The sequence below is a fragment of the Escherichia sp. AM3 genome (assembly GCF_032029835.1).
Lineage (GTDB): Bacteria > Pseudomonadota > Gammaproteobacteria > Enterobacterales > Enterobacteriaceae > Escherichia > Escherichia coli.
Window position 1 is genome coordinate 49,061 of sequence record NZ_JAVUPQ010000010.1, and the last position, 25,915, is coordinate 74,975.

General features: G+C 52.4%; 21 protein-coding genes. 5 read left to right on the plus strand and 16 right to left on the minus strand.

All coding sequences use genetic code 11. The features are described from left to right. Positions 1-52: 52 nt before the first annotated feature. Positions 53-3,334, minus strand: coding sequence for a DUF5107 domain-containing protein (locus RTW80_RS06790; protein ID WP_032247413.1), 3,282 nt, complete (start codon positions 3,332-3,334; stop codon positions 53-55). Positions 3,335-3,451: 117 nt separating this feature from the next. Here RTW80_RS06790 and RTW80_RS06795 point away from each other — a divergent pair, with 117 nt between their 5' ends. Then, a complete protein-coding gene (locus tag RTW80_RS06795) occupies positions 3,452-4,645 on the plus strand; it encodes an ROK family protein (RefSeq protein WP_001200790.1) in 1,194 nt (397 codons plus the stop codon). A 197-nt stretch (positions 4,646-4,842) separates the two neighbouring features. Here RTW80_RS06795 and glyA read toward each other — a convergent pair whose 3' ends face one another. Continuing rightward, complete coding sequence (glyA, locus tag RTW80_RS06800; protein WP_000919159.1) at positions 4,843-6,096, minus strand: serine hydroxymethyltransferase; 1,254 nt, start codon at positions 6,094-6,096, stop codon at positions 4,843-4,845. Between the two features lie 327 nt (positions 6,097-6,423). On the opposite strand from glyA, the gene hmpA reads away from it, so the two are divergent. After that, on the plus strand, positions 6,424-7,614 hold the full coding sequence (gene hmpA / locus RTW80_RS06805; protein WP_000883122.1) for an NO-inducible flavohemoprotein: 1,191 nt from the start codon (positions 6,424-6,426) through the stop codon (positions 7,612-7,614). 44 nt (positions 7,615-7,658) lie between these two features. On the opposite strand, the gene glnB is transcribed toward hmpA, so the two are convergent. From glnB to purL, 5 genes are all read right to left on the minus strand, one after another. Then, positions 7,659-7,997: a nitrogen regulatory protein P-II gene (glnB, locus tag RTW80_RS06810; protein ID WP_000717694.1), complete on the minus strand. Its 339-nt coding sequence runs from the start codon at positions 7,995-7,997 to the stop codon at positions 7,659-7,661. A 60-nt stretch (positions 7,998-8,057) separates the two neighbouring features. Next, positions 8,058-9,392, minus strand: a complete 1,335-nt coding sequence (glrR, locus tag RTW80_RS06815) for a two-component system response regulator GlrR (RefSeq protein ID WP_001298983.1) — start codon at positions 9,390-9,392, stop codon at positions 8,058-8,060. Then, the gene (gene qseG, locus RTW80_RS06820; RefSeq protein WP_001215860.1) at positions 9,382-10,095 is read right to left on the minus strand and encodes a two-component system QseEF-associated lipoprotein QseG; all 714 of its coding nucleotides are present in this window, start codon (positions 10,093-10,095) and stop codon (positions 9,382-9,384) included. Before qseG ends, glrR begins: the two co-directional genes overlap by 11 nt. A gap of 164 nt (positions 10,096-10,259) precedes the next feature. After that, positions 10,260-11,687, minus strand: coding sequence for a two component system sensor histidine kinase QseE/GlrK (gene qseE, locus RTW80_RS06825; protein WP_012135947.1), 1,428 nt, complete (start codon positions 11,685-11,687; stop codon positions 10,260-10,262). Positions 11,688-12,244: 557 nt separating this feature from the next. Continuing rightward, positions 12,245-16,132, minus strand: coding sequence for a phosphoribosylformylglycinamidine synthase (gene purL / locus RTW80_RS06830; RefSeq protein WP_032247415.1), 3,888 nt, complete (start codon positions 16,130-16,132; stop codon positions 12,245-12,247). A gap of 258 nt (positions 16,133-16,390) precedes the next feature. Here purL and mltF point away from each other — a divergent pair, with 258 nt between their 5' ends. Beyond that, positions 16,391-17,947, plus strand: coding sequence for a membrane-bound lytic murein transglycosylase MltF (gene mltF / locus RTW80_RS06835; protein WP_000734212.1), 1,557 nt, complete (start codon positions 16,391-16,393; stop codon positions 17,945-17,947). On the opposite strand, the gene tadA is transcribed toward mltF, so the two are convergent. Together tadA and yfhb are read right to left on the minus strand one after the other, a co-directional pair. Beyond that, entirely contained in the window at positions 17,944-18,447 is a 504-nt protein-coding gene (gene tadA, locus RTW80_RS06840; RefSeq protein WP_001297409.1) for a tRNA adenosine(34) deaminase TadA, read from the minus strand. The two genes, mltF and tadA, sit on opposite strands and share 4 nt — an antisense overlap. A 57-nt stretch (positions 18,448-18,504) precedes the next feature. Then, entirely contained in the window at positions 18,505-19,140 is a 636-nt protein-coding gene (gene yfhb, locus RTW80_RS06845) for a phosphatidylglycerophosphatase C (RefSeq protein WP_000190655.1), read from the minus strand. A gap of 208 nt (positions 19,141-19,348) precedes the next feature. Between yfhb and RTW80_RS06850 the strand changes: the two genes are divergently transcribed. Both RTW80_RS06850 and yfhL read left to right on the plus strand, forming a co-directional pair. Further along, on the plus strand, positions 19,349-20,197 hold the full coding sequence (locus RTW80_RS06850; RefSeq protein WP_001013779.1) for a MurR/RpiR family transcriptional regulator: 849 nt from the start codon (positions 19,349-19,351) through the stop codon (positions 20,195-20,197). A 55-nt stretch (positions 20,198-20,252) separates the two neighbouring features. Continuing rightward, positions 20,253-20,513 (plus strand): 4Fe-4S dicluster ferredoxin YfhL, encoded by a 261-nt coding sequence (yfhL, locus tag RTW80_RS06855; protein ID WP_001196285.1) that lies wholly within the window; start codon positions 20,253-20,255, stop codon positions 20,511-20,513. A 194-nt stretch (positions 20,514-20,707) separates the two neighbouring features. On the opposite strand, the gene shoB is transcribed toward yfhL, so the two are convergent. The 7 genes from shoB to lepB all read right to left on the minus strand — a co-directional run bounded on the left by shoB (position 20,708) and on the right by lepB (position 25,900). Further along, positions 20,708-20,788, minus strand: a complete 81-nt coding sequence (shoB, locus tag RTW80_RS06860) for a type I toxin-antitoxin system toxin ShoB (RefSeq protein WP_000128773.1) — start codon at positions 20,786-20,788, stop codon at positions 20,708-20,710. A 420-nt stretch (positions 20,789-21,208) separates the two neighbouring features. Further along, complete coding sequence (gene acpS / locus RTW80_RS06865) at positions 21,209-21,589, minus strand: holo-ACP synthase (protein WP_000986037.1); 381 nt, start codon at positions 21,587-21,589, stop codon at positions 21,209-21,211. Beyond that, a complete protein-coding gene (gene pdxJ, locus RTW80_RS06870) occupies positions 21,589-22,320 on the minus strand; it encodes a pyridoxine 5'-phosphate synthase (RefSeq protein ID WP_001297412.1) in 732 nt (243 codons plus the stop codon). Before pdxJ ends, acpS begins: the two co-directional genes overlap by 1 nt. Positions 22,321-22,331: 11 nt before the next feature. Beyond that, complete coding sequence (gene recO / locus RTW80_RS06875; protein WP_000399393.1) at positions 22,332-23,060, minus strand: DNA repair protein RecO; 729 nt, start codon at positions 23,058-23,060, stop codon at positions 22,332-22,334. Between the two features lie 11 nt (positions 23,061-23,071). After that, complete coding sequence (gene era, locus RTW80_RS06880; RefSeq protein ID WP_000020749.1) at positions 23,072-23,977, minus strand: GTPase Era; 906 nt, start codon at positions 23,975-23,977, stop codon at positions 23,072-23,074. Further along, complete coding sequence (rnc, locus tag RTW80_RS06885) at positions 23,974-24,654, minus strand: ribonuclease III (RefSeq protein ID WP_001068343.1); 681 nt, start codon at positions 24,652-24,654, stop codon at positions 23,974-23,976. Before rnc ends, era begins: the two co-directional genes overlap by 4 nt. 271 nt (positions 24,655-24,925) lie before the next feature. Next, on the minus strand, positions 24,926-25,900 hold the full coding sequence (gene lepB / locus RTW80_RS06890; RefSeq protein ID WP_000002541.1) for a signal peptidase I: 975 nt from the start codon (positions 25,898-25,900) through the stop codon (positions 24,926-24,928). Positions 25,901-25,915: the final 15 nt, after the last annotated feature.

Consider the following 25,915-nt stretch of genomic DNA (forward strand, 5'->3'; position numbering starts at 1 on the left):
ATTTTGTGATGAGCGGCAGCGCATGCCGCTCAAATATTACAGTTAATAGGGTTTAGTGAACGTAGTTAAAAATAAAAGGCATCACGGTGGTGAATAATGCCGCTTTCGGCCAGGCCGGATTAATCGCCGTCAATTCAGCGCGAGCAGATTCATATTGCGCAACCTCCCCGAGTCCCGCGGACGCCAGCATCGCCACCATCAGGCATTTTTCTTTATGCTGCTGTTGTAAATCGCCATACAGCAACAACAGGTCAGGTTGTGAAACAGCAAAGAAATCCGCCTCAATACTGGTTTTCGCCATCTCTTGCGCCCACTGTTTCATTTCACTAAACAGTTGCTGTGCGGTTTGCTGTTCACCCAGCAGTCGCAGCGCCATTCCTTGCCAGAAGAGATAATCAACCGGCTGATCGTTGTAATAACTGTGGATGTTAATGGTGCGATCGCCGGTCGCCGCCAGACGTAAACAACGCATCGCTTCAGTTTCATCGCCCTGCGCGTTGGCGCATATCGCCTGCCAGAACCAGATGTCGTTATCAGTTTGCCCCGGTAAACGGCCTTCGCTTAAATTCTCCGGATAATGCAGCGCGGCATGAAGCAGTTCGCTGGCCTGCTGCGGCTCTCTGGCATCAAGATGCTGCCAGGCGCGTAATAACTGGTTGAGGATAAACTGACTGGTGACCTTCCCTTCCCCGCCTTCCCACGGGTGGAATTTACGCGTGGCGAGAATGTCCGCCGCTTTGTCTGCCTGACCCGTGAGATGCCACAAATTGAGCAGTTCTGCGGTCATGTCGTCGCGTTTCAGCGCAATTTCCTGATTATTTTCCAGACGCGCCAGTCGTTTCTCCGGTGTGGCTCCACTTAACTTATCAAGCAAATCCCGTTCGAAAAGCAGACGTGCATCCTGCGGCGCAAGCTGATAAGCATTATCAAGATAACGCGCGGCCAGCTCATAATCGTGTTGCTTATTCCACGCATGGATCGCTAACCCGCGCCAGCCGTCGTCAAACTCCGGCGACATCTCTACGCAACGTTGCCAAAAGGCAATGGCTTTGTTGTAGCTACGTTTGTTGTAGTAGAAGCAAGCCAGTAAATGGCGAGCAAACCAGCACTCTTCAATACTCTCCAGCGCCGCCACTTCTTCCAGCGTATTCGGGAAACGGACAAACTGCGGGAAGACATCAATGGCTTTTGCGACCAGTTCGCCACGTTCGGCTTTCGGCAGCAAGCTGGCTTGCAGGTAAAGCGGCAGCGTGCGCTGGCAGTCCAGTGCGTTCAGCATCTCTGCCGCCAGGGTGGGCATTCCCCAGTTAATCAGTTGCCCGGCGGTCATCAGAGCGTTAACGTCGCGTCCCTGACACAGACCGCGCCACTGCGCGAGGGCTGATTCGCTACGACCATCGAACCAGTTCAGCCACCACAGAGTGGCGTTCAGCGGATAATCGCGCAGCAGTTTCTCGCGCTGCAAACGCGCGTTGTCCTGACGACCACTTAACACCAGCATCAGGTTATGCAGGCAAAGCACTTCCTGATTGGTTGGGCAGGCGCGAAGACTTTGTTGGCAAAAATCCAGACCCGCGTCGAAGTTACCATTACGCGCAGCCAGTCGTGCCAAGCCATAATAGCCACCGGCTTTGCTGTTGCCGCTCCAGACCGCCCGCCAGAAATCCTCTTCGGCTTGTTGATATTGTCCCTGACGTTCGTAAGCACTGGCGCGAATCAAACTCGCCTGTCCGCACTGCGGATTTTTGTTCAGCGCATGTGCGCGTTTCAGAGCCTGAGTGGCATACGCCACCGCTTGCGGGAAATCGGCACGGTTATATTCCAGCATCGCCAGCGCCAGGTTACAGCGGTAATCCAGCGGATCCAGCGCCACGCCGCGCAGGTAGTAATCGAACGGTGAACGGCTGGCGTGATGATATTGCTCCAGATGCTGACCGATAAACCAGGCTTCATCTGTACTGGTAATGTCTTGTGCTGCCAGTGGCGCTTTGGCGACGTCCGGCAACGGCAACTCTTGCGGCTGATGTTCCTGATAACTCAGTACAATATTGCCGTCGGCATCGGAGAGCTCAATGGTCAGCCTTTCAGGATTGATACCGTGCAACACGCCCTGGATGGCGGTCGCAGGCATCAGTGCCACGGCATCATCAAGTAACGCGTTGCATTTGCCGATTTCGCGGATCGCCAGGCGGTATCCGTTCAACGGAGAGATGGCATACAGCCCCCACTCAATCCCCCGCTCACTACGCTGGAGTTTTATCACCGCATCGCGGGAGGCATTTTGCACCATGCCCAGAGAATGATAAGGCAGGAAATACTGCTCGAAACGCTTCTCTTCGTAAGCATCAAGCCAGGTAAAATCAGGCTGGTTATCGGCAAAAATACCGGTCATCAGTTCGATATACGGGCCGTTATTGTCGGTCAGGCTCTTGTCCCACGCCTGGCCAAATTCACTGTGTCCCCAACTCCACTGTTTTTTACCTGGCGCAATATGGTGGTTGGCAACGTGCAGCAAACCGCCATCTTCATCGTGACACCACGCGCCAACAAAATCGTACTGTGATTTTTCAGCCATATATGAGGTTGGAACGGGCACATTTTTATAGCGAGAAATGTCCACTCCAGCGGAGTAGTCCACTTTGTAGTAAGTGCCGGTGGCGATGGGGAAAGCGGAGACGGCCCGTTTGCCGTGATCAAACACCGCCGTTACATCCGGCGGGAAAACGCTCTGATGCCCTTCCCCCCCTTTCACTGCCGGGTTGGCCCACCACAAGAAATGACGCGGCGTGGCGTTGCCGTTATAGACGCGGCTGGCGATTTCCAGCGCCGCCCGGTCAGGGCGCAGGGTGAAACCTGTCATCACCTGTAAACCATGCATCGGCTCCGTTTCGCCGACCCACACCGTCTGTGCGCCGTCTTCATGGGCTTCGAGGGTGAAATCAACGGGCATAAAGGTGGTCGGGCGATGGTGTTGCGGCCAGTTAAACTCAATCCCACCGGAGATCCACGGTCCCAGCAGCCCCACCAGCGCAGGTTTAATGACTTCATTGTGATAAACAAAATCGCGTTGTTTCACTTTATCCCATGCGCGATGCACACGACCGCCCAGTTCCGGCAGGATCATCACTTTGATGTAGTCGTTTTCCAGCCACACCGCCTGCCAGGATTTCAGGGTTTTCTGCTCGCTCAGCGTATCGGTCACGCCATAGGGATAAACCGCGCCGGACGATCCCTGATAAACGCGATTTTCCAGGAACATGGGATGTATATCCTGCGGCCCGGTTTCATAGGTCGGGATCTCAACGCGCTCTTGCCACACTTTTACTGGAGTCATGGTGCCCTCAATATTAACAAGACATACTGAATTAAAAGATTTGTGGCAGTGTATTGAACAATCTGGCAATGTTTTCGCGGAATAATCACGCAATTAACTAAACAAGGTTTAGTGAAGATGAGAGCCTGCATTAACAATCAACAGATTCGCCACAATAACAAATGCGTGATTCTGGAACTGCTGTACCGGCAAAAGCGCGCCAATAAATCAACGCTGGCCCGGCTGGCGCAAATTTCGATTCCGGCGGTCAGTAATATTTTGCAGGAACTGGAAAGCGAAAAACGGGTGGTGAATATCGACGATGAAAGTCAGACGCGCGGGCATAGTAGCGGTACATGGCTGATTGCGCCGGAAGGTGACTGGACGCTGTGCCTGAACGTGACGCCCACCAGTATTGAGTGTCAGGTTGCTAATGCTTGTTTAAGTCCGAAAGGCGAGTTTGAGTATTTACAGATTGATGCACCGACGCCGCAGGCGCTGCTGTCCGAAATCGAAAAATGCTGGCATCGCCACCGTAAATTGTGGCCGGACCGTACCATCAACCTGGCGCTGGCAATCCACGGTCAGGTTGATCCGGTGACCGGCGTGTCGCAAACCATGCCGCAAGCGCCGTGGACAACGCCGGTTGAGGTAAAGTATCTGCTGGAAGAGAAGCTCGGCATTCGGGTGATGGTCGATAATGACTGCGTGATGCTGGCGCTCGCGGAGAAATGGCAAAATAATTCGCAGGAACGGGATTTCTGCGTGATCAACGTTGATTACGGCATTGGCTCGTCGTTCGTGATTAACGAGCAAATTTATCGCGGCAGTTTGTATGGTAGCGGACAGATTGGTCACACCATCGTTAATCCGGATGGCGTCGTCTGCGACTGTGGACGTTACGGCTGCCTGGAAACCGTCGCCTCGTTAAGCGCATTAAAAAAACAGGCGCGGGTATGGCTAAAATCACAACCGGTTAGTACTCAACTTGATCCTGAAAAACTGACTACAGCGCAGTTAATCGCTGCCTGGCAAAGTGGAGAACCGTGGGTCACCAGCTGGGTTGACCGCAGTGCCAATGCCATTGGTTTGAGTCTGTATAACTTCCTCAACATCCTCAATATTAATCAGATTTGGTTGTACGGTCGCAGTTGTGCCTTTGGTGAGAACTGGCTTAATACTATTATTCGCCAGACAGGATTTAACCCGTTCGACCGCGACGAAGGACCGAGCGTGAAAGCGACGCAAATTGGCTTCGGGCAATTAAGCCGCGCACAACAGGTGCTGGGAATTGGCTATTTGTATGTTGAGGCGCAGTTACGACAGATTTGATGGCGCGATAACGTAGAAAGGCTTCCCGAAGGAAGCCTTGATGATCATAAACGAAAAATCGCCTGATGCGCTACGCTTATCAGGCCTACACGGAGATTGCAATATATTGAATTTGCAAGATTTTGTAGGCCTGAGAAGGTGTTCATGCCGCATCCAACATGAACAACGAGCACATTGTCAGCAAATCACCGTTTCGCTTATGCGTAAACCGGGTAACGTGCGCAGATGTCGAGAACTTTACCTTTGATGCGCTCGATAACGGCTTCATCATTGATGCTGTCCAGCACGTCACACATCCAGCCAGCCAGTTCTTTCGCTTCGGCTTCTTTAAAGCCGCGACGGGTAATCGCCGGAGTACCTACACGAATACCGGAGGTCACAAACGGGCTCTTCGGATCGTTCGGTACGCTGTTTTTGTTGACGGTGATGTTAGCACGGCCCAGAGCGGCGTCTGCTTCTTTACCGGTCAGGTTTTTATCAACCAGATCAACCAGGAACAGGTGGTTATCAGTGCCGCCGGAAACCACTTTGTAGCCGCGTTCCAGGAACACTTCTACCATCGCTTTAGCGTTTTTAGCGACCTGCTGCTGGTAAGTTTTGAACTCAGGCTCCATCGCTTCTTTCAGAGCAACCGCTTTACCGGCGATTACGTGCATCAACGGACCGCCCTGACCACCAGGGAAAACGGCAGAGTTCAGTTTTTTGTACAGCTCTTCGCTACCACCTTTCGCCAGGATCAGGCCGCCGCGCGGACCCGCCAGGGTTTTGTGAGTGGTGGTAGTAACAACGTGAGCATGAGGAACCGGGTTCGGGTAGACGCCAGCAGCAACCAGGCCCGCAACGTGCGCCATATCAACGAACAGGTAAGCACCGATGCTGTCAGCGATTTCACGCATTTTCGCCCAGTCCACCACGCCGGAATATGCAGAGAAACCACCGATAATCATTTTCGGCTTGTGTTCTTTGGCTTGTTTTTCCAGATCGGCGTAGTCGATATGACCGGTAGCATCGATACCGTAAGGAACGATGTTGTACAGTTTACCGGAGAAGTTAACCGGAGAACCGTGAGTCAGGTGACCGCCATGCGCCAGGTTCATACCCAGAACGGTATCACCTGGTTCCAGCAGCGCGGTGTAGACCGCAAAGTTAGCCTGGGAGCCGGAGTGCGGCTGAACGTTAGCGTAGTCAGCGCCGAACAGTTCTTTCGCACGATCGATCGCCAGTTGTTCAACGATATCAACATACTCGCAACCGCCGTAGTAGCGTTTGCCCGGATAACCTTCAGCATATTTGTTGGTCAGCTGAGAACCCTGCGCCTGCATTACGCGCGGGCTGGTGTAGTTTTCGGAGGCGATCAGTTCGATGTGCTCTTCCTGACGTACTTTTTCCTGCTCCATAGCCTGCCACAGTTCGGCATCATAATCGGCAATGTTCATTTCACGCTTTAACATCCGCATCTCCTGACTCAGCTAACAATAAAATTTTTGGCCTTTATAGGCGGTCCTGTTGGACAACGGCGAACAGTATAACCGAATCATTGTGCGATAACAGGTCTTGACAAAGGAATTTACGCAAACGATTACCTTCAGGCTACGCAAGGCTTTGGCGAATAAAGAGCTTGCAACCGGAAACGGATTTCTTTTCAGGTTTGTGATGCAAATTTTTCACTTCATCACATTCTTTCTGAAAAACACCAAAGAACCATTTACATTGCAGGGCTATTTTTTATAAGATGCATTTGAGATACATCAATTAAGATGCAAAAAAAGGAAGACCATATGCTTGACGCTCAAACCATCGCTACAGTAAAAGCCACCATCCCTTTACTGGTGGAAACAGGGCCAAAGTTAACCGCCCATTTCTACGACCGTATGTTTACTCATAACCCAGAACTCAAAGAAATTTTTAACATGAGTAACCAGCGTAATGGCGATCAACGTGAAGCCCTGTTTAACGCTATTGCCGCCTACGCCAGTAATATTGAAAACCTGCCTGCGCTGCTGCCAGCGGTAGAAAAAATCGCGCAGAAGCACACCAGTTTCCAGATCAAACCGGAACAGTACAACATCGTCGGCGAACACCTGTTGGCGACGCTGGACGAAATGTTCAGCCCGGGCCAGGAAGTGCTGGACGCGTGGGGTAAAGCCTATGGCGTACTGGCTAATGTATTTATCAATCGCGAGGCGGAAATCTATAACGAAAACGCCAGCAAAGCCGGTGGTTGGGAAGGTACTCGCGATTTCCGCATTGTGGCTAAAACACCGCGCAGCGCGCTTATCACCAGCTTCGAACTGGAGCCGGTCGACGGTGGCGCAGTGGCAGAATACCGTCCGGGGCAATATCTCGGCGTCTGGCTGAAGCCGGAAGGTTTCCCACATCAGGAAATTCGTCAGTACTCTTTGACTCGCAAACCGGATGGCAAAGGCTATCGTATTGCGGTGAAACGCGAAGAGGGTGGGCAGGTATCCAACTGGTTGCACAATCACGCCAATGTTGGCGATGTCGTGAAACTGGTCGCTCCGGCAGGTGATTTCTTTATGGCTGTCGCAGATGACACACCAGTGACGTTAATCTCTGCCGGTGTTGGTCAAACGCCAATGCTGGCAATGCTCGACACGCTGGCAAAAGCAGGCCACACAGCACAAGTGAACTGGTTCCATGCGGCAGAAAATGGCGATGTTCACGCCTTTGCCGATGAAGTTAAGGAACTGGGGCAGTCACTGCCGCGCTTTACCGCGCACACCTGGTATCGTCAGCCGAGCGAAGCCGATCGCGCTAAAGGTCAGTTTGATAGCGAAGGTCTGATGGATTTGAGCAAACTGGAAGGTGCGTTCAGCGATCCGACAATGCAGTTCTATCTCTGCGGCCCGGTTGGCTTCATGCAGTTTACCGCGAAACAGTTAGTGGATCTGGGCGTGAAGCAGGAAAACATTCATTACGAATGCTTTGGCCCGCATAAGGTGCTGTAATTTGATGTTGCCGGATGGAAACATCCGGCAACCCTTGACGCGGTTTAAATTGCCGCGTCGTCCTCTTCACCGGTACGGATGCGAATGACCCGTGCCACGTCAAAGACGAAGATTTTACCGTCACCGATTTTGCCGGTTTGCGCCGTGCGAATAATGGTATCGACACAGGTATCGACAATGTCGTCCGGTACGACAATCTCAATTTTCACTTTCGGCAGAAAATCCACCATATACTCCGCGCCGCGGTACAGCTCGGTATGGCCTTTCTGGCGACCAAAGCCTTTCACTTCGGTCACCGTCATGCCGGTAATACCGACTTCGGCCAGTGCTTCGCGGACATCGTCCAGCTTGAAGGGTTTTATAATCGCATCAATCTTTTTCATGCTATTCCTTGAAAAGGTCGCCTGTCTTTTGATCTGCTAAACGTAACACATAACGCCAATTCATTCCTTGAAATCGTTTGCATCCAGCTCGTGTCGGGAAAGCAGTTTATAAAATTCTGTCCGGTTGCGCCCCGCCATTCTCGCCGCGTGGGTGACGTTGCCTTTGGTGATTTGCAGCAGCTTACGCAAATAGTTGAGTTCAAACTGATTACGTGCCTCAACAAAGGTTGGCAGCGCCGTGTTTTCACCCTCCAGCGCCTGCTCCACCAGCGCATCACTAATCACCGGAGATGAGGTCAGCGCCACACACTGTTCAATCACGTTGACCAACTGGCGCACATTACCCGGCCAGCTCGCGGTCATCAGGCGTTTCATCGCATCGGTAGAGAACGCGCGGACAAACGGTTTATGTCGCTCTGCCGCCTGGCGCAACAGGTGATTTGCCAGTAGCGGAATGTCTTCTGTGCGCTCCGCCAGTGCCGGAATTTTCAGGCTGACAACGTTGAGGCGGTAATAGAGATCTTCGCGGAATTCCCCGCGCGCCATCGCTTTTGGCAGGTCGCGGTGAGTGGCGGAAATAATCCGCACGTCGATATCAATATCGCGGTTACTGCCCAGCGGGCGCACTTTACGCTCCTGCAACACGCGCAGCAGTTTGACCTGCAACGGTGCGGGCATATCGCCAATCTCATCGAGAAATAGCGTACCGCCTTCCGCCGCCTGGAATAAACCTTCGCGATTGCTGACAGCGCCAGTAAACGCGCCACGCGCATGACCAAACAGCTCCGACTCCAGCAATTGCTCGGGCAATGCGCCACAGTTAATAGCAATAAATGGTTTGCTGTTGCGCGGGCTGGCGTTGTGGATAGCCTGGGCGAAAATCTCTTTCCCGGTGCCGCTCTGACCGTTAATCAAAACGCTGACGTCTGATTGCGCCACCAGCCGCGCCTGTTCCAGCAAACGCAGCATCAGCGGGCTGCGGGTGACAATTGCCTCGCGCCAGCGTTCATCGGTGGCTGGCGCGGATTGCTCCAGCGCATCGTCAATTGCCTGATATAGCGCGTCTTTGTCGACAGGCTTGGTGAGGAAACTAAAAACGCCCTGCTGTGTTGCAGCAACGGCATCGGGAATAGAACCATGCGCGGTAAGAATAATTACCGGCATTCCCGGCTGCACTTTCTGGATTTCAGCAAACAGCTGCATACCGTCCATTTCATCCATCCGCAGGTCGCTGATGACTAAATCTACTTTTTCGCGATTCAGTACCCGTAATCCTTCAGCGCCACTTTCCGCCGTGACCACACTGTAGCCTTCGCTGGTCAGGCGCAGGCCAAGCAGTTTCAGCAATCCCGGATCGTCATCGACCAATAATAAATGCGCAGGTTTATGGCTCATCAGGAGTGACCTCATGGGTGGATGGCGCGGGCTTTTCACCCTCGTGCGGCGTATCCGGCGAGAAATTTCCAGCCGGTTTGCGGGTCGAGAGCTGGCGTTCAATATCGGTCAGGTTTTCCAGCTTGCGGGTGGTGAGTTCCAGCTGCTGTTGTAGAACGTGATGTTGCTGGCGCAAAGTATCCAGCTCGCTGTCACTGGACTGCTGGAGTTTACTGTAGCGTTGGCGCTCTTCCGCCAGTTGCAGTTGCAGCGCCTGACCGTCGCGCCAGAGTTGATACAGTGGGCGAACCTGTGCCGGGATCTCGGTACTTAACGCTTCAATACGCGCGACCAGCTGGCGGCGCTCATACGGCGTAATTTTGGCGTCGGCGAGCAAAATCCCTTGCTTAAAGGTATTTTGCCAGCTGCCGTCGTCATATTGGCGAGCTTGCTGACGCGACTGCGCAGGCATTAAACGATCAGCACAATCCATCGCCCGCAGCCAGTAAAGCGGATTGGTTTCGGTTGATTTACCTTGCAGCGCCCAGATGTCGCTACATTCAGTAGAAAGATAGTCAGCCAGTTGATAAACCGGAATTTTTTCTTCTGCTGGCGTATCAATGGCTGGCTTATTGTGATTCTGCACGCAACCCAGCAATGCCAGACATGGCAGCCCTGCCAGCCACAGCCGTCGGGGCAATAATCGTTGAAAAATGTGTCGCATATTCACCAGACTTAAAGCCTATCCCAGTGGGCGTAATTGTTGCAGACAGTTTGGACATGGACAGCGCGGAGAAACCGGAGCGTACATGTCGTACGTGAGGATTTCGAGCACTGCCCGGGGCCGAACTGACAAATAAAATAGCCTGATGGGATAGGCTGTTAGCATTATTTCGTGTTTTTCGACGACGGCAATTCAATGCGGAAACAAACGTCTTGCCCGCTCTCGTCGACCAGATACAGTTCCCCTTGCATACGGCGAATACAATCCCTGGCAATGCTTAATCCCAGACCGCTGCCCTTCACCGCCCCTTTTCGCTGGTGGCTTCCTTGAAAAAAGGGTTCGAAGATCATGGCGCGTTCCTCTTGCGGAATGGGTGTGCCTGTATTGATGACATCAATATAAACCCGCGCACCATGTAAACTGCTGCGGAGGCAAATGTTACCGGATTCAGCCCCGTAGTGCACCGCATTGGAGTAAAGATTATCCAGTACGCTCATCAGCAGCATTGGCTCCGCCAGGCAAGCTGTTGCTTTGAGATCGACGTCGGTATGCATCATTTTAGCCCGTGCGGGCAGGCTATGAGCAGAAACTACTGTCTCCACCAGCGGTGCTAACTCAACATTATCTAGTTCCACCGCACTGTCCGCCTGTTTACGGTTGTAATCAAGCAGTTGTTCGATCAGTTTTTGCAAATTGCGGCTGCTGCTATCAAGAATGCTCACCACCTCTTTTTGCTCTGGCGTAAGCGGCCCGACAACCTGGTCAGCCAGTAATTCAGTGCCCTCGCGCATACTCGCCAGTGGCGTTTTTAATTCATGAGATAAATGTCTTAAAAATTGATGGCGTTGGGATTCCAGCCATGACAGGCGCTCACTTAACCAAAGAATACGTTGCCCAACCGAGCGTAACTCGCTCGGTCCACTGAACGAAACGCTATTGCCCAGAGAACGCCCTTCCCCCAACCGATTGATCATCCGTTCAATATTTTTCACCGGCCCGATAATCATCCGCGTGAAAAGCAGTACCATTACCAGACTCACCAGAAATAGCACCAGCGATTGCCAACCAAAATATTGCCCACGTTCGGCGATTTCACGCTGAAGCTGCTGCCCACGAGAGAACACCACTGTGCGCGTGGCCTGTACCATTTCGGTATTGGCACTGGCAAAGGCTTCAAGACGTGCGGCGGCGGCAGCATCGGGACCGCTGTTGTTACACTGAAGTTGAGCCAGATTGTGCAAATCCTGACGTAATGCCTGGTAGAGTTTATCGTCCGGCAGCACGCCTGCGTGGGCATCGAGCATTTCGCTGTAACGCTTGCGCTGGCTTTGATAAACCTTCGCCAGGGTTGGGTCGTCCAGCACGCAATACTGACGGTAACTACGCTCCATCTCCAGCGCCGCGTTGGTCATCGCTTCACTGCGCCGGGCATCAATAAGCGTAGTGCGGTTAACCAGCGCCGCCTGATCGCTAAGCGCATTCAGGCTTTGCCAGGCTTGCCATGCCAGCACCAACAGGGGCAGCAGAATCAGCAAAAATGCCAGCATTACCAGTTGTCGTAATGAGCGGGGAAAAACGGGCCAGCGTTTCAAGGTGTTACTCTCGTCAGACGCGAATAGCCTGATGCTAACCGAGGGGAAGTTCAGATACAACAAAGCCGGGAATTACCCGGCTTTGTTATGGAATAAGGCGGTGCCTAACTCGACGTTTCGCCCGATGGTTGATATAGCTACGCTGATATCAGAAGTTGGACGGCAGGCACCTTGTTGTGCGTCATTCGTATTTTATGTAGCACGTCCCGAAGGGGCTGACATAAGTCGGTGAATGAGCCACTGGTTACTATTATGCAGTAACTGTGCCAATAAAGAAAATAGTTTGGTAACATACTGATTATACGTTGCTTTGAGGGGTTTATGTCTTCTCCGCTGTTTGAATGTAAATCAGCCACTGTGTCGCTAAAAAGAGACAACTTAAGATAAACTTATTAGATAATATTAAAATCAATGAGTTAAGTGTCGCCAGAAAGCGACACGGCAAACCACCCATTGTCGTGATTTACAGACACAAAAAAGCTCCCGGAGTTGGGAGCTTATGATAGTGGTTGGTGCTTAATGCCGCATCCGGGCTGCAAAACCAATGGGCTGACGACTTACCCCAACTGCTTACGCGCATTGCGGAAAATACGCATCCATGGGCCATCCTCGCCCCAGTTTTCCGGATGCCAGGAGTTGCTGACAGTACGGAAAACACGTTCCGGGTGCGGCATCATAATGGTGACTCGACCACTTTCAGTCGTGACTGCCGTAATACCGTTCGGTGAACCGTTCGGGTTAGCCGGGTAGGTTTCAGTGACTTTGCCGAAGTTATCGACATAGCGCAGTGCCACCAGCCCTTTGCTTTCCAGTGCCGCCAGATGCGCCGCATCACGCACTTCCACGCGCCCTTCACCATGAGAGACAGCAATCGGCATTTGCGAGCCCACCATCCCCTGCAACAGCAGCGACGGGCTTTGGGTCACTTCAACCAGGCTGAAACGCGCTTCAAAGCGATCGGAGGTATTGCGCACAAAACGTGGCCACAACTCACTACCTGGGATCAGTTCACGCAGATTAGACATCATCTGGCAACCGTTACATACCCCCAGCGCCAGCGTTTGCGGACGATGGAAGAAGGTTGCAAACTCATCGCGTACACGGTCATTGAACAGGATAGACTTCGCCCAACCTTCACCGGCACCCAGCACGTCACCGTAGGAGAAACCTCCGCACGCGACCAGGGCGTGAAAATCCTCCAGGCCCGTGCGTCCAGCCAGCAGGTCGCTCATATGCACATCGATTGCATCGAAGCCTGCACGGTGGAAGGCTGCCGCCATTTCAACATGCGAGTTCACGCCCTGCTCACGCAGTACGGCAACTTTCGGACGTGCGCCAGTGGCAATATACGGTGCTGCCACATCTTCGTTGATATCGAACGACAGTTTCACATTCAGGCCCGGATCGGCGTCGTTTGATTTCGCCTGGTGCTCCTGGTCAGCACACTCCGGGTTGTCACGCAGGCGCTGCATCTGCCAGGTAGTTTCTGCCCACCAGACACGCAACGTGGTGCGGCTTTCGCTGAATACAGTCTGCCCGTTGGCGGTAATCACAAAACGGTCACCGGAAACCGCCTGCCCAACATAATGGACGCAATCAGCAAGGCCATGCTGTGCCAGTACGGACTCGACCGCTTCACGGTCAGCGGCACGAACCTGAATCACCGCCCCCAGTTCTTCGTTAAACAACGCCGCCAGGCGATCGTCACCCAGAGAGGCGATATCTGCGTCAATGCCACAATGACCAGCAAAGGCCATTTCCGCCAGCGTTACCAGCAGGCCGCCATCAGAGCGGTCGTGATACGCCAGCAGCTTACGCTGTGCAACCAGCGCCTGAATCGCGTCATAGAAGCCTTTCAGTTGCGCGACATCGCGTACATCTGCCGGTTTATCGCCAAGCTGACGATAAACCTGCGCCAGCGCCGTTGCGCCCAGCGCGTTATTGCCTTTGCCCAAATCAATCAGCAGCAGTGCGTTATCTTCGGTAGAAAGCTGCGGCGTGATGGTGTGACGTACATCTTCCACGCGGGCAAATGCAGAAATCACCAGCGACAGCGGCGACGTCATTTCGCGCTCTTCGTTACCTTCCTGCCAGCGGGTTTTCATCGACATAGAGTCTTTACCCACCGGGATCGTCAGGCCCAGCGCCGGACAAAGCTCTTCGCCCACGGCTTTAACGGCTTCATACAGGCCCGCATCTTCACCAGGGTGGCCTGCCGCCGCCATCCAGTTGGCGGAAAGTTTAATGCGTTTGATATCGCCAATCTGTGTTGCGGCAATATTGGTTAACGCTTCACCGACCGCCAGACGGGCAGAGGCGGCGAAATCCAGCAGCGCAACCGGCGCACGCTCGCCAATCGCCATCGCTTCACCGTAGTAGCTGTCGAGGCTGGCGGTAGTGACCGCGCAGTTAGCGACCGGCACCTGCCACGGACCCACCATCTGATCGCGCGCTACCATGCCAGTTACGCTGCGGTCACCGATGGTCACCAGGAAAGTTTTCTCCGCCACGGTCGGCAGATGCAGTACGCGTTTCACCGCGTCTGCAATGGTGATCCCTTCACGGACCAGCGCATCGCCCTTCGCTTTCAGCGTTTGTACATCGCGGGTCATCTTCGGCGTTTTACCAAGCAGGACGTCCAGCGGCAGATCGATCGGCTGATTATCAAAATGACGATCGTGCAGAGAAAGATGCAGTTCTTCGGTCGCTTCACCAATCACCGCGTAGGGTGCGCGCTCACGCTTACACAGTTCGTCAAACAGCGGTAATTGATCGGCAGCAACCGCCAGCACGTAGCGTTCCTGGGATTCGTTACACCAGATTTCCAGCGGGCTCATGCCCGGTTCGTCGCTTAGAATCTCGCGCAGTTCAAATTTACCGCCGCGCCCGCCGTCGCTCACCAGTTCCGGCATGGCGTTAGAAAGACCGCCAGCGCCAACGTCGTGGATAAACAGGATTGGGTTGGCATCACCAAGCTGCCAGCAACGGTCGATCACTTCCTGGCAGCGACGCTCCATCTCCGGGTTGTCGCGCTGTACGGAAGCAAAGTCGAGGTCGGCATCAGACTGACCAGACGCCATAGAAGACGCTGCACCACCGCCAAGACCGATGTTCATTGCCGGGCCGCCGAGAACGACCAGCTTCGCACCGACGTTGATCTCGCCTTTTTGTACGTGATCGGCGCGAATGTTGCCGATCCCGCCCGCCAGCATGATCGGTTTGTGATAACCGCGCAGCTCTTCGCCGTTGTGGCTGTTCACTTTTTCTTCATAAGTACGGAAGTAGCCGTTCAGTGCCGGACGACCAAATTCGTTGTTAAACGCCGCGCCGCCCAGCGGGCCTTCGGTCATGATGTCCAGCGCGGTGACAATGCGCTCAGGCTTACCGAAATCTTCTTCCCACGGCTGTTCGAAGCCAGGAATTCGCAGGTTGGAAACGGAGAAACCAACCAGACCCGCTTTCGGCTTTGCGCCGCGCCCGGTGGCACCTTCATCGCGGATTTCACCGCCGGAACCGGTCGCCGCGCCCGGCCACGGAGAAATCGCCGTCGGGTGGTTGTGAGTTTCGACTTTCATCAGAATATGCGCCGGTTCCTGATGGAAATCGTAGCGGCCCGTTTCGTGGTCAGCAAAGTAGCGGCCCACTTCAGAACCTTCCATTACGGCGGCGTTATCTTTATAAGCAGAGAGAACGTGATCCGGCGTGGTTTCGAAGGTGTTTTTGATCATCTTAAACAGCGATTTCGGCTGCTGTTCACCATCGATAACCCAGTCGGCGTTAAAAATTTTGTGGCGGCAGTGCTCGGAGTTCGCCTGGGCAAACATATACAGTTCGATGTCGTTCGGGTTACGACCAAGCTTTGTGAAAGCATCCTGCAAATAGTCAATTTCATCTTCCGCCAGAGCCAGGCCAAGACGCAGGTTAGCGTCGATTAGCGCCTGACGGCCCTGCCCCAGCAAATCAACGCTGGTGACCGGAGTCGGTTGATGGTGTGCAAACAGCTGCTCTGCATCATCTAAAGCAAAAAAGACCGTTTCCATCATGCGGTCGTGCAGTTCAGCGGTAACCTGCTGCCATTGTTCATTGGTCAGCGTACCGGCTTCTATATAGTAAGCAACGCCGCGCTCAAGGCGGTTAACCTGTTGCAGCCCGCAGTTATGGGCAATATCGGTCGCTTTCGAAGACCAGGGAGAGATGGTGCCAGGACGCGGGGTCACCAGCAGGAGTTTGCCTTGCGGGGCGTGGCTGGCGAGTGCCGGGCCATATTTCAGCAGGCGTTCAAGTTGTGCGTGCTCATCATCGTTTAACGGCGCATTGAGGTCAGCAAAATGGACATACTCGGCGTAAATAGTGTGAACCGGGAGCCTGGCAGCCTGAAAACGTGCCAGCAGTTTGTTGATTCGGAATGCCGACAATGCAGGCGAACCACGCAGAATTTCCATCATAAGTCTCTCGTCTTCTAAGCTTTCGGTGTACCCAAGGGGGGGGAAACGGGCGTCATTATAAAGAATCTGATGCGCTGACGAAACCGTTTGCGTGGAAATAAAATCACCATCGTGAATTAGCAACGCGTGCCGCCAATGGCTGTAATAAGTTGCCATCTGGCGCAGGTTTACGCAAAATGCCGCTCATTTATGAGTAAACCTTTCACTATTATTACGTTTTTTCAAGCTGGGACGCGCACGACACAGAGAATTAACTAATTGAAAAAATTAAAGATTAATTATCTGTTCATCGGCATTCTGGCACTGCTGCTCGCGGTCGCTCTCTGGCCATCCATTCCCTGGTTTGGTAAAGCCGACAACCGTATCGCCGCCATTCAAGCGCGGGGAGAGTTGCGTGTGAGCACCATTCATACTCCCCTGACTTATAACGAAATCAACGGGAAACCTTTTGGCCTGGATTACGAACTGGCGAAACAGTTTGCCGATTACCTCGGCGTAAAACTGAAAGTGACCGTGCGGCAGAATATCAGCCAGCTGTTTGACGACCTCGATAATGGTAACGCCGACCTGCTGGCGGCAGGACTGGTCTATAACAGTGAGCGGGTAAAAAATTATCAGCCTGGCCCTACCTATTATTCCGTGTCACAACAACTGGTTTATAAAGTGGGTCAGTATCGCCCACGTACGCTGGGCAACCTGACGGCGGAGCAACTCACCGTTGCACCGGGTCATGTGGTGGTTAACGATCTCCAGACCCTGAAAGAAACAAAATTCCCGGAATTAAGCTGGAAGGTAGACGACAAAAAAGGCTCTGCGGAATTAATGGAAGATGTCATCGAAGGAAAACTCGATTACACCATTGCTGATTCTGTCGCCATCAGCCTGTTTCAGCGCGTTCACCCGGAGCTCGCCGTAGCGCTCGATATCACCGATGAACAACCGGTGACTTGGTTTAGCCCGTTAGATGGCGATAATACCCTTTCCGCCGCCCTGCTCGACTTCTTCAACGAAATGAATGAAGACGGTACGCTGGCACGCATTGAAGAGAAATACCTGGGGCATGGCGATGATTTTGATTACGTCGATACGCGCACATTTTTACGCGCCGTCGATGCGGTACTGCCGCAGTTAAAGCCCCTGTTTGAGAAATACGCCGAAGAAATTGACTGGCGTTTGCTGGCCGCTATTGCTTATCAGGAATCGCACTGGGATGCACAGGCCACTTCACCGACGGGTGTGCGCGGCATGATGATGTTAACCAAAAATACCGCGCAAAGCCTCGGCATTACGGATCGTACCGATGCCGAACAGAGCATTAGCGGTGGCGTGCGTTATTTGCAGGATATGATGAGTAAAGTGCCGGAAAGTGTGCCGGAGAACGAACGGATCTGGTTTGCCCTCGCTGCGTACAATATGGGCTATGCGCATATGCTGGATGCCCGCGCCCTGACGGCAAAAACCAAAGGGAATCCTGACAGTTGGGCTGACGTAAAACAGCGTCTGCCTTTACTTAGCCAGAAACCCTATTACAGCAAGCTGACTTACGGCTACGCTCGTGGGCATGAAGCCTACGCTTATGTCGAAAATATTCGTAAGTATCAGATTAGCCTGGTGGGTTATCTGCAAGAGAAAGAGAAGCAGGCTACAGAAGCGGCGATGCAACTGGCGCAGGATTATCCGGCGGTATCGCCTACGGAGTTGGGCAAAGAGAAATTTCCTTTTCTCTCGTTTCTTTCCCAGTCGTCATCAAACTATTTGACCCATTCTCCCTCTCTGCTGTTTTCCAGGAAAGGGAGTGAAGAGAAACAAAATTAATCCGTCGAGGATTGCGCTTTTTTCTGCGCTTTAATTTCCTGGCGGCGCATGCGAAAGAAGTCACTGAGCAACGCCGCGCACTCATCCGCCAGTATTCCTTCCGTAATTTCCACTCGGTGATTCATACCCGGATGATGCAGCACATCCATTAAAGATCCCGCAGCGCCAGTTTTCGCGTCACGCGCACCAAAGACCACGCGACCAATGCGACTGTGGATCATCGCTCCGGCACACATTACACATGGTTCAAGCGTGACATACAACGTGGCGTCGATCAGACGATAATTTTGCATCACCAGACCACCCTGCCGCAGGGCCATGATTTCTGCATGTGCGGTGGGATCATGGCGACCAATCGGGCGGTTCCAGCCTTCGCCGATTACCCGATTGTTATGCACTAATACCGCGCCGACCGGCACTTCCCGCTCATCCCAGGCACGTTTCGCCAGCGTCAGCGCGTGACGCATCCAGTATTCGTGGCTAAATTCGACTTCAGACAAAAAGAAAACTCCGGTTATAAAAGCGCGGCGCATTATACACGGACGCTATGCTTTACTCTATTCCAGTTGCTGGAGTTCACCGCGCGGGGTTACTCGCCAACGATGCTGACAGAAATAAAGCAGCGGATTGTCCTGATTACTGTCGCTATAGCCACTGTACAGCCGCAGCGGAGTGCCGATTTTGCGCTCAAGTTGTGCGACCTTTTCATGTCCCAGACAACGCATCGTCAATACCCAACCACCATAGCCACGCTGAATTTGGCTGGCGATAAGATTAACCCGCGGCAGCCAGGGCGTATCGAAATAAACCGCTTCAACCAGCGGCTGCGGAGAGCCGGTAATCAACCAGATATCAGCATCGGAACTTAACAGGTAGGTGGTTAATCGCTCCTGAACCAGCGGAAAGGCGGTAACATTGTCGCGAAACCAGCGCACGAAATCGGCCTGCAACGTCTGTAAACGTGCTTCGCTGTGACCAAAAGTGCACCCCCACAGAAGCAGACTCATCGGCCAGCGTGCCGCACGACCTTTTATCAATAACGCAATGGCTATAATCGGTAACAACGGCAGGACAAGTAACGCATTCAGCGGTTGGCGACGTAGTAAATAGCGCAGAAAACTGCCGAACATATCCTGCTGATGCAATGTTCCATCTAAGTCAAAAAACACCACACGACGCTCGTGAGTTGCCAAACCATACTCCTCTGGACTGAAACATCCTGATTAATTTTCGCTACTACATAGCCTAACAGATAGATCATCACTTTTCCGGCAACAATCAACCGCATCATGGCTAACTGGAATTTTTAATTCATGGCAATTAGCGGCAATGGAATATAAAATTCACTCGCGTGTGTCTCATATTGCCTGTTGTCGCCACTATTTCATCGCGAGGAAAGATATGAACGGCTTACTTCGTATCCGTCAGCGTTACCAGGGGCTTGCCCAGAGTGATAAAAAACTGGCGGATTATCTGCTGCTACAACCTGATACGGCGCGCCATTTAAGCTCTCAGCAACTGGCCAACGAAGCCGGAGTCAGTCAGTCCAGCGTCGTGAAGTTCGCGCAAAAACTCGGCTATAAAGGTTTTCCGGCGCTTAAGTTGGCGTTGAGTGAAGCGCTGGCAAGCCAGCCGGAATCACCCTCCGTGCCCATTCATAACCAAATCCGCGGTGATGATCCGTTACGGCTGGTCGGCGAAAAACTGATTAAAGAAAATACTGCCGCTATGTACGCAACGCTAAACGTTAATAGTGAAGAGAAACTGCATGAATGCGTAACAATGTTGCGCTCTGCGCGGCGGATAATTCTGACCGGTATTGGCGCTTCGGGTCTGGTGGCGCAAAACTTTGCCTGGAAGCTGATGAAGATTGGCTTCAATGCTGCCGCAGTGCGCGATATGCATGCGCTACTCGCAACAGTACAGGCGTCGTCCCCTGACGATCTGTTATTAGCCATTTCCTACACCGGTGTACGACGCGAGTTAAACCTGGCGGCAGATGAGATGCTGCGAGTGGGCGGAAAAGTGCTGGCGATTACCGGCTTTACTCCGAATGCCCTGCAACAGCGTGCTTCTCATTGCCTGTATACCATTGCCGAAGAACAAGCGACAAACAGTGCTTCAATCTCTGCTTGTCACGCTCAGGGAATGTTAACGGATTTGCTGTTCATTGCGCTGATTCAGCAGGATCTGGAACTGGCACCAGAACGTATTCGTCATAGTGAAGCGCTGGTGAAAAAACTGGTCTGAGTAAAGAATGCGCGTATAATGCCCGCCCGGTTTGTGTTGTTTTGAGAGTTTCCTTATGGCGTTGTTAATCACTAAAAAATGCATCAATTGTGATATGTGTGAACCCGAATGCCCGAATGAGGCGATTTCAATGGGAGATCATATCTACGAGATTAACAGCGATAAGTGTACCGAATGCGTAGGGCACTACGAGACACCAACCTGCCAGAAGGTGTGCCCGATCCCCAATACTATTGTGAAAGATCCGCAACATGTCGAGACAGAAGAACAGTTGTGGGATAAATTTGTGCTGATGCACCACGCGGATAAAATTTAATATTCTGCTCCTGAAGTAGAGTATTAATTATTTTATAGGGAAACCTTAACGCTATTATATTTATTTAATTGATGATTATTAGCACAAACATTCACTAAGTTAATTTATATAGTATCTGCCCAGACACTTATTTATAGTTATTAAAGGTGCGTCCGACTGGTTCACCGGACGCACCTTAAGTACGTTTCCTTGTGTTATAAGAACAGAAGGATCAGCTGTAAAACAGCAATGATGATTTTGATGGCCCGTTTAATAAGGTATCGGCAATCAGTCATTCGTTTTTCCTTAAACAAGGAATGCAGCCGTTCAGATTAGCCCTTACATCTCCCCAAAACTGAACGTGCGAGTTATTGAGGGTGCATGCTGCACTCCACACCAGAGCTTTGACGACACCACTCGTTTCAATGGGGGAATTCTGTGGCATGGTGTAAAGCACAGCAAAATCGCCAATAACGAAACCAATTTTAATGTACTTACGAATTGGCGGTCACGTTAATCTTGCCATCAATATCGCTTTCTTCGTAAAGGCTCGAGTTTTTATGATAAAGATTGCAAGTTGCTTGTAAAAGATAACTACCCTGATCCATAATCGCTGTTGTTGAGGGTGCGTGCTGCACTAAATTAAAGTTACAAAGTAAAACCCCCGTTCCTTACCAGTTCGGGGGTTTTACTTTTTAAAGAGAACGGTATTATTTTTAACTTTCAATAATTACCGTGGCGCAAGCATAGTGGCGCTCATCGGCCAGCGTCACATGCATATTTGCAACGCCCAGCTTTTCCGCCAGTTTTAATGCCTCGCCCCACAGTCGCAGCCGTGGCTTACCAAGCTCATCGTTAAATACTTCAAACTGATTAAACGCCAGACCATTGCGGATCCCGGTGCCAAACGCTTTTGCTGCGGCTTCTTTTACGGCAAAGCGTTTCGCCAGAAAACGCACCGGCTGGTGGTGCGTTTTCCAAATTTCCCATTCGTTATCGCTTAATACGCGGCGTGCCAGGCGCTCACCGGATCGGGCGATCACTGCTTCTATGCGAGCGATCTCTACGATATCCGTGCCTAAACCTAATATTGCCATTAGCCACGCGCTTCCAGCATCAGGCGCTTCATTTCTGCCACCGCATCTTTCAGTCCGGTCATCACTGCACGACCAATAATGGCATGACCGATATTCAGTTCGTGCATCTCAGGGATGGCGGCAATGGCTTTTACGTTGTGATAGGTCAGACCGTGTCCGGCGTTAACTTTCAAACCGAGACTAGCGGCAAAGGTCGCGGCTTTGGCGATACGCGCCAGCTCTTGCGCCTGTTCGGCGTCAGTTTTGGCATCAGCATAGCAACCGGTGTGGATCTCGATAAACGGTGCGCCAACCTCTGCCGCAGCTTTGATCTGCTCTTCATCGGCGTCAATAAACAGAGAAACCTGAATCCCGGCATCTGCCAGACGTTTGCAGGCATCGCGCATTTTGTCACGCTGCCCTGCGACATCCAGGCCGCCTTCGGTTGTTACTTCCTGACGCTTTTCCGGTACCAGGCAGCAAAAATGTGGCTTCGTCTCAACGGCGATCGCCAGCATCTCTTCGGTCACCGCCATCTCCAGATTCATGCGGGTATCCAGCGTCTGACGCAGGATGCGCACGTCGCGGTCAGTAATGTGACGGCGATCTTCACGTAAATGCACGGTAATGCCGTCCGCTCCCGCCTGCTCGGCAATAAACGCCGCCTGCACCGGATCCGGGTAAGCAGTACCGCGTGCGTTACGCAGCGTTGCAATATGGTCAATGTTGACGCCTAAAAGTAATTCAGCCATGACAACCCTCATCATTCATAATGTGTTTTCACCGTTCGCTTAGGCATAAACTGCCGGAACAGTTCCCTGCTCTTTAATGGTTTACCGCCAAGATACGGCTTAAGCGCCATGCGGGTAAAGCGTTTCGCGGCGCGTAGTGTGTCTGCGTCAGGAAATTCCCGCGCGTTTAACGCTTTTAACTGCCTTCCGGTGAACGTTTTATTGTCGATAACGACGCTTGCGATAAACCCTTTTTCTTCGCGATAACGATACGTCATGGTGTCATCTACCGGCTCGCCGCTACCTGCGCAATGGGTAAAATTGACGCCATAGCCCAGATGCCCGAGCAGTGCCAGTTCAAAGCGGCGCAGCGCGGGTTCTGGCGTACCAGTGGCACCTGCAAGAGATTGAATGCAGTGCAAGTAATCGAAAAAGAGTTCAGAGAAGCGCGTCTCGTATTCCAGTACGCGGGAGAGAAGTTCGTTGATGTACAGACCGCTGTAAAGCGTGATACCGCTTAATGGCAGCGCCAATGAGACAGCTTCAGCACTGCGCAACGTTTTGACTTCGCCACGCCCGCCGAAACGTAGCAAGAGAGGGGTGAAAGGCTGTAATGCACCTTTCAGGGTAGAGCGTTTAGAGCGTGCGCCTTTGGCAACCAGACGCACGCGACCCGATTCCTCCGTGAAGACGTCCAGCATCAGGCTGGTTTCGCTCCACGGGCGACTATGCAGGACAAATGCGCGCTGCCAGCCTTCCATCGGAGTTACTCTTAAAGATCGTCAACGTAACCGAGACTGCGCAGTGCGCGTTCGTCGTCGGCCCAACCGGATTTCACTTTTACCCACAGTTCAAGGTGAACAGGCGCTTCGAACATTTCCTGCATGTCTTTACGCGCTTCAATCCCGATGGTTTTGATCTTGGCCCCTTTGTTGCCAATGACCATCTTCTTCTGCCCTTCACGCTCAACGAGAATCAAACCGTTGATGTCATAACCACCGCGTTCGTTAGAGACGAAACGTTCGATCTCCACGGTCACGGAGTACGGCAGTTCAGCGCCGAGGAAACGCATCAGTTTTTCGCGGATGATTTCAGACGCCATAAAACGCTGTGAGCGATCGGTGATGTAATCTTCCGGGAAGTGATGAGTCGCTTCAGGTAGATGCTTACGCACGATTGCCGCAATAGTGTCAACATTCAGCCCGGTTTCGGCAGAGATTGGCACGATATCGAGGAAGTTCATCTGGCTTGCCAGGAACTGCAGGTGCGGCAGCAGATCGGCTTTCTCCTGCACGTTGTCCACTTTGTTCACCGCGAGGATTACCGGCGCTTTGCCTTCGCGCAGTTTGTTGAGCACCATTTCGTCGTCCGGCGTCCAGCGGGTGCCTTCAACGACAAAAATCACCAGCTCAACATCGCCAATAGAGCTGCTCGCCGCTTTGTTCATCAGGCGGTTAATGGCGCGTTTTTCTTCCATATGCAGGCCCGGTGTATCGACGTAGATCGCCTGATACGCGCCTTCAGTATGGATCCCCACAATGCGGTGACGAGTTGTCTGCGCCTTGCGGGAAGTGATGGAGATTTTCTGCCCCAGCAGTTTGTTCAACAATGTGGATTTGCCAACGTTCGGACGTCCGACGATGGCAATAAATCCGCAGTAACTTTTATCGATGCTCATTCCAGCTCCAGTTTTTTCAACGCCTGTTCGGCGGCAGCCTGCTCAGCCTTACGACGGCTTGAACCTGTGCCAACCACCGGTTCACTCAGGCCGCTGACCTGGCAGTGGATAGTAAATTCCTGATCGTGCGCTTCGCCACGTACCTGGACTACCAGATAAGTCGGCAGCGGCAGATGGCGACCCTGCAAATATTCTTGCAAGCGCGTTTTCGGATCTTTTTGTTTATCGCCTGGGCTAATTTCGTCCAAACGAGTTTGATACCAGTTGAGGATTAATTTCTCGACGGTTTGAATATCACTGTCGAGGAATACGCCACCAATTAATGCTTCGACGGTGTCGGCGAGAATTGACTCACGACGAAATCCACCGCTTTTAAGTTCACCTGGCCCTAAACGTAAGCACTCGCCTAACTCAAATTCGCGCGCCAGTTCCGCCAGCGTATTGCCACGGACCAGCGTGGCGCGCATCCGGCTCATATCGCCTTCATCCACACGAGGGAAACGGTGATAAAGCGCATTGGCGATAACGTAGCTCAGAATAGAGTCGCCTAAAAATTCTAAACGCTCGTTATGTTTACTGCTGGCACTACGATGAGTTAATGCCTGCTGCAACAGTTCCTGATGATTAAAAGTGTAGCCCAGCTTCCGTTGAAGCCGATTAATTACGATGGGGTTCATGCGATACCAATAAATAAATGCGTCAACAATTCAGCACACGAAACAGACCTGATATACATGGTTCTGCTAACTGCTTCGCTGCAGTTTCAGTTTACCGGTATATGGGGACCAACGCTGTTTCGTGTGCCGTGGCAACCTGGAGGTGCCAACCTTAAACTTCGGGGGAATATTCTATACACAACGACGGGGGATGTCGTTAGCCACGGGAGATTTATCTCATAAATAATTCACGTTGTCGCCATAACGGCGACAACGTGAACGAAGATGGCTATTAATGGATGCCGCCAATGCGACTTAAGCGCAGACCAGTCGGCCATTCGCCTTCTTGCTTATCGAAGCTCATCCAGATAGCCGTTGCCCGACCGACCAGATTCGCTTCCGGCACAAAGCCCCAGTAACGGCTGTCCGCGCTGTTGTCGCGGTTGTCGCCCATCATGAAGTATTGTCCCGGAGGAACAATCCAGGTTGCCAGTTGTTGCCCTGGCTGCTGGTAATACATCCCCACCTGATCCTGCGCAATCGGCACTGTCAGAATGCGGTGCGTCACATCACCCAGTGTCTCTTTACGCTCGGAAAGACGAATTCCATTTTCTTTGGTTTCGTTTTTCGGCACTTCAAAGAATCCGCTGGTCGCTTCCCCACCATTACGGCGTGAGAAGGTCTGAACGAAATCGCTCGGTTCCACGTTTGAGTAGGTGACCGGCAGCGCGTTTTCACACGCCTGGCCGGAACTGCATCCCGGTTGAATCGTCAGCTCTTTTGAGACCGGATCGTAAGTGACTTTATCGCCCGGTAAACCCACCGCGCGCTTGATGTAATCAAGCTTTGGATCTTCCGGATATTTAAAGACCACGATATCGCCGCGTTTCGGATGACCGGTTTCGATCAGCGTTTTCTGGTAGATAGGATCTTTAATGCCATAAGCAAACTTCTCTACCAGAATAAAATCACCAATTAACAGAGTCGGCATCATCGAACCTGACGGGATCTGGAACGGTTCATAAATAAACGAACGCACAATCAATACGATAGCCAGTACCGGAAAAACAGAAGCACCGGTTTCCAGCCAGCCAGGCTTCGGCGCAACCTTTTTCAACGTTGCTTTATCCAGTGAGTCCCCGGCAGCCGCCTGCGCCGCTGCCTGACGTTCCCGCCGTTTAGGTGCGAAAAAGAATTTATCCACGCACCATAAAATGCCCGTCACCAGTGTGGCAATCACCAGAATCAGGGCAAACATATTCGCCATGCCAACTCCTAAGGG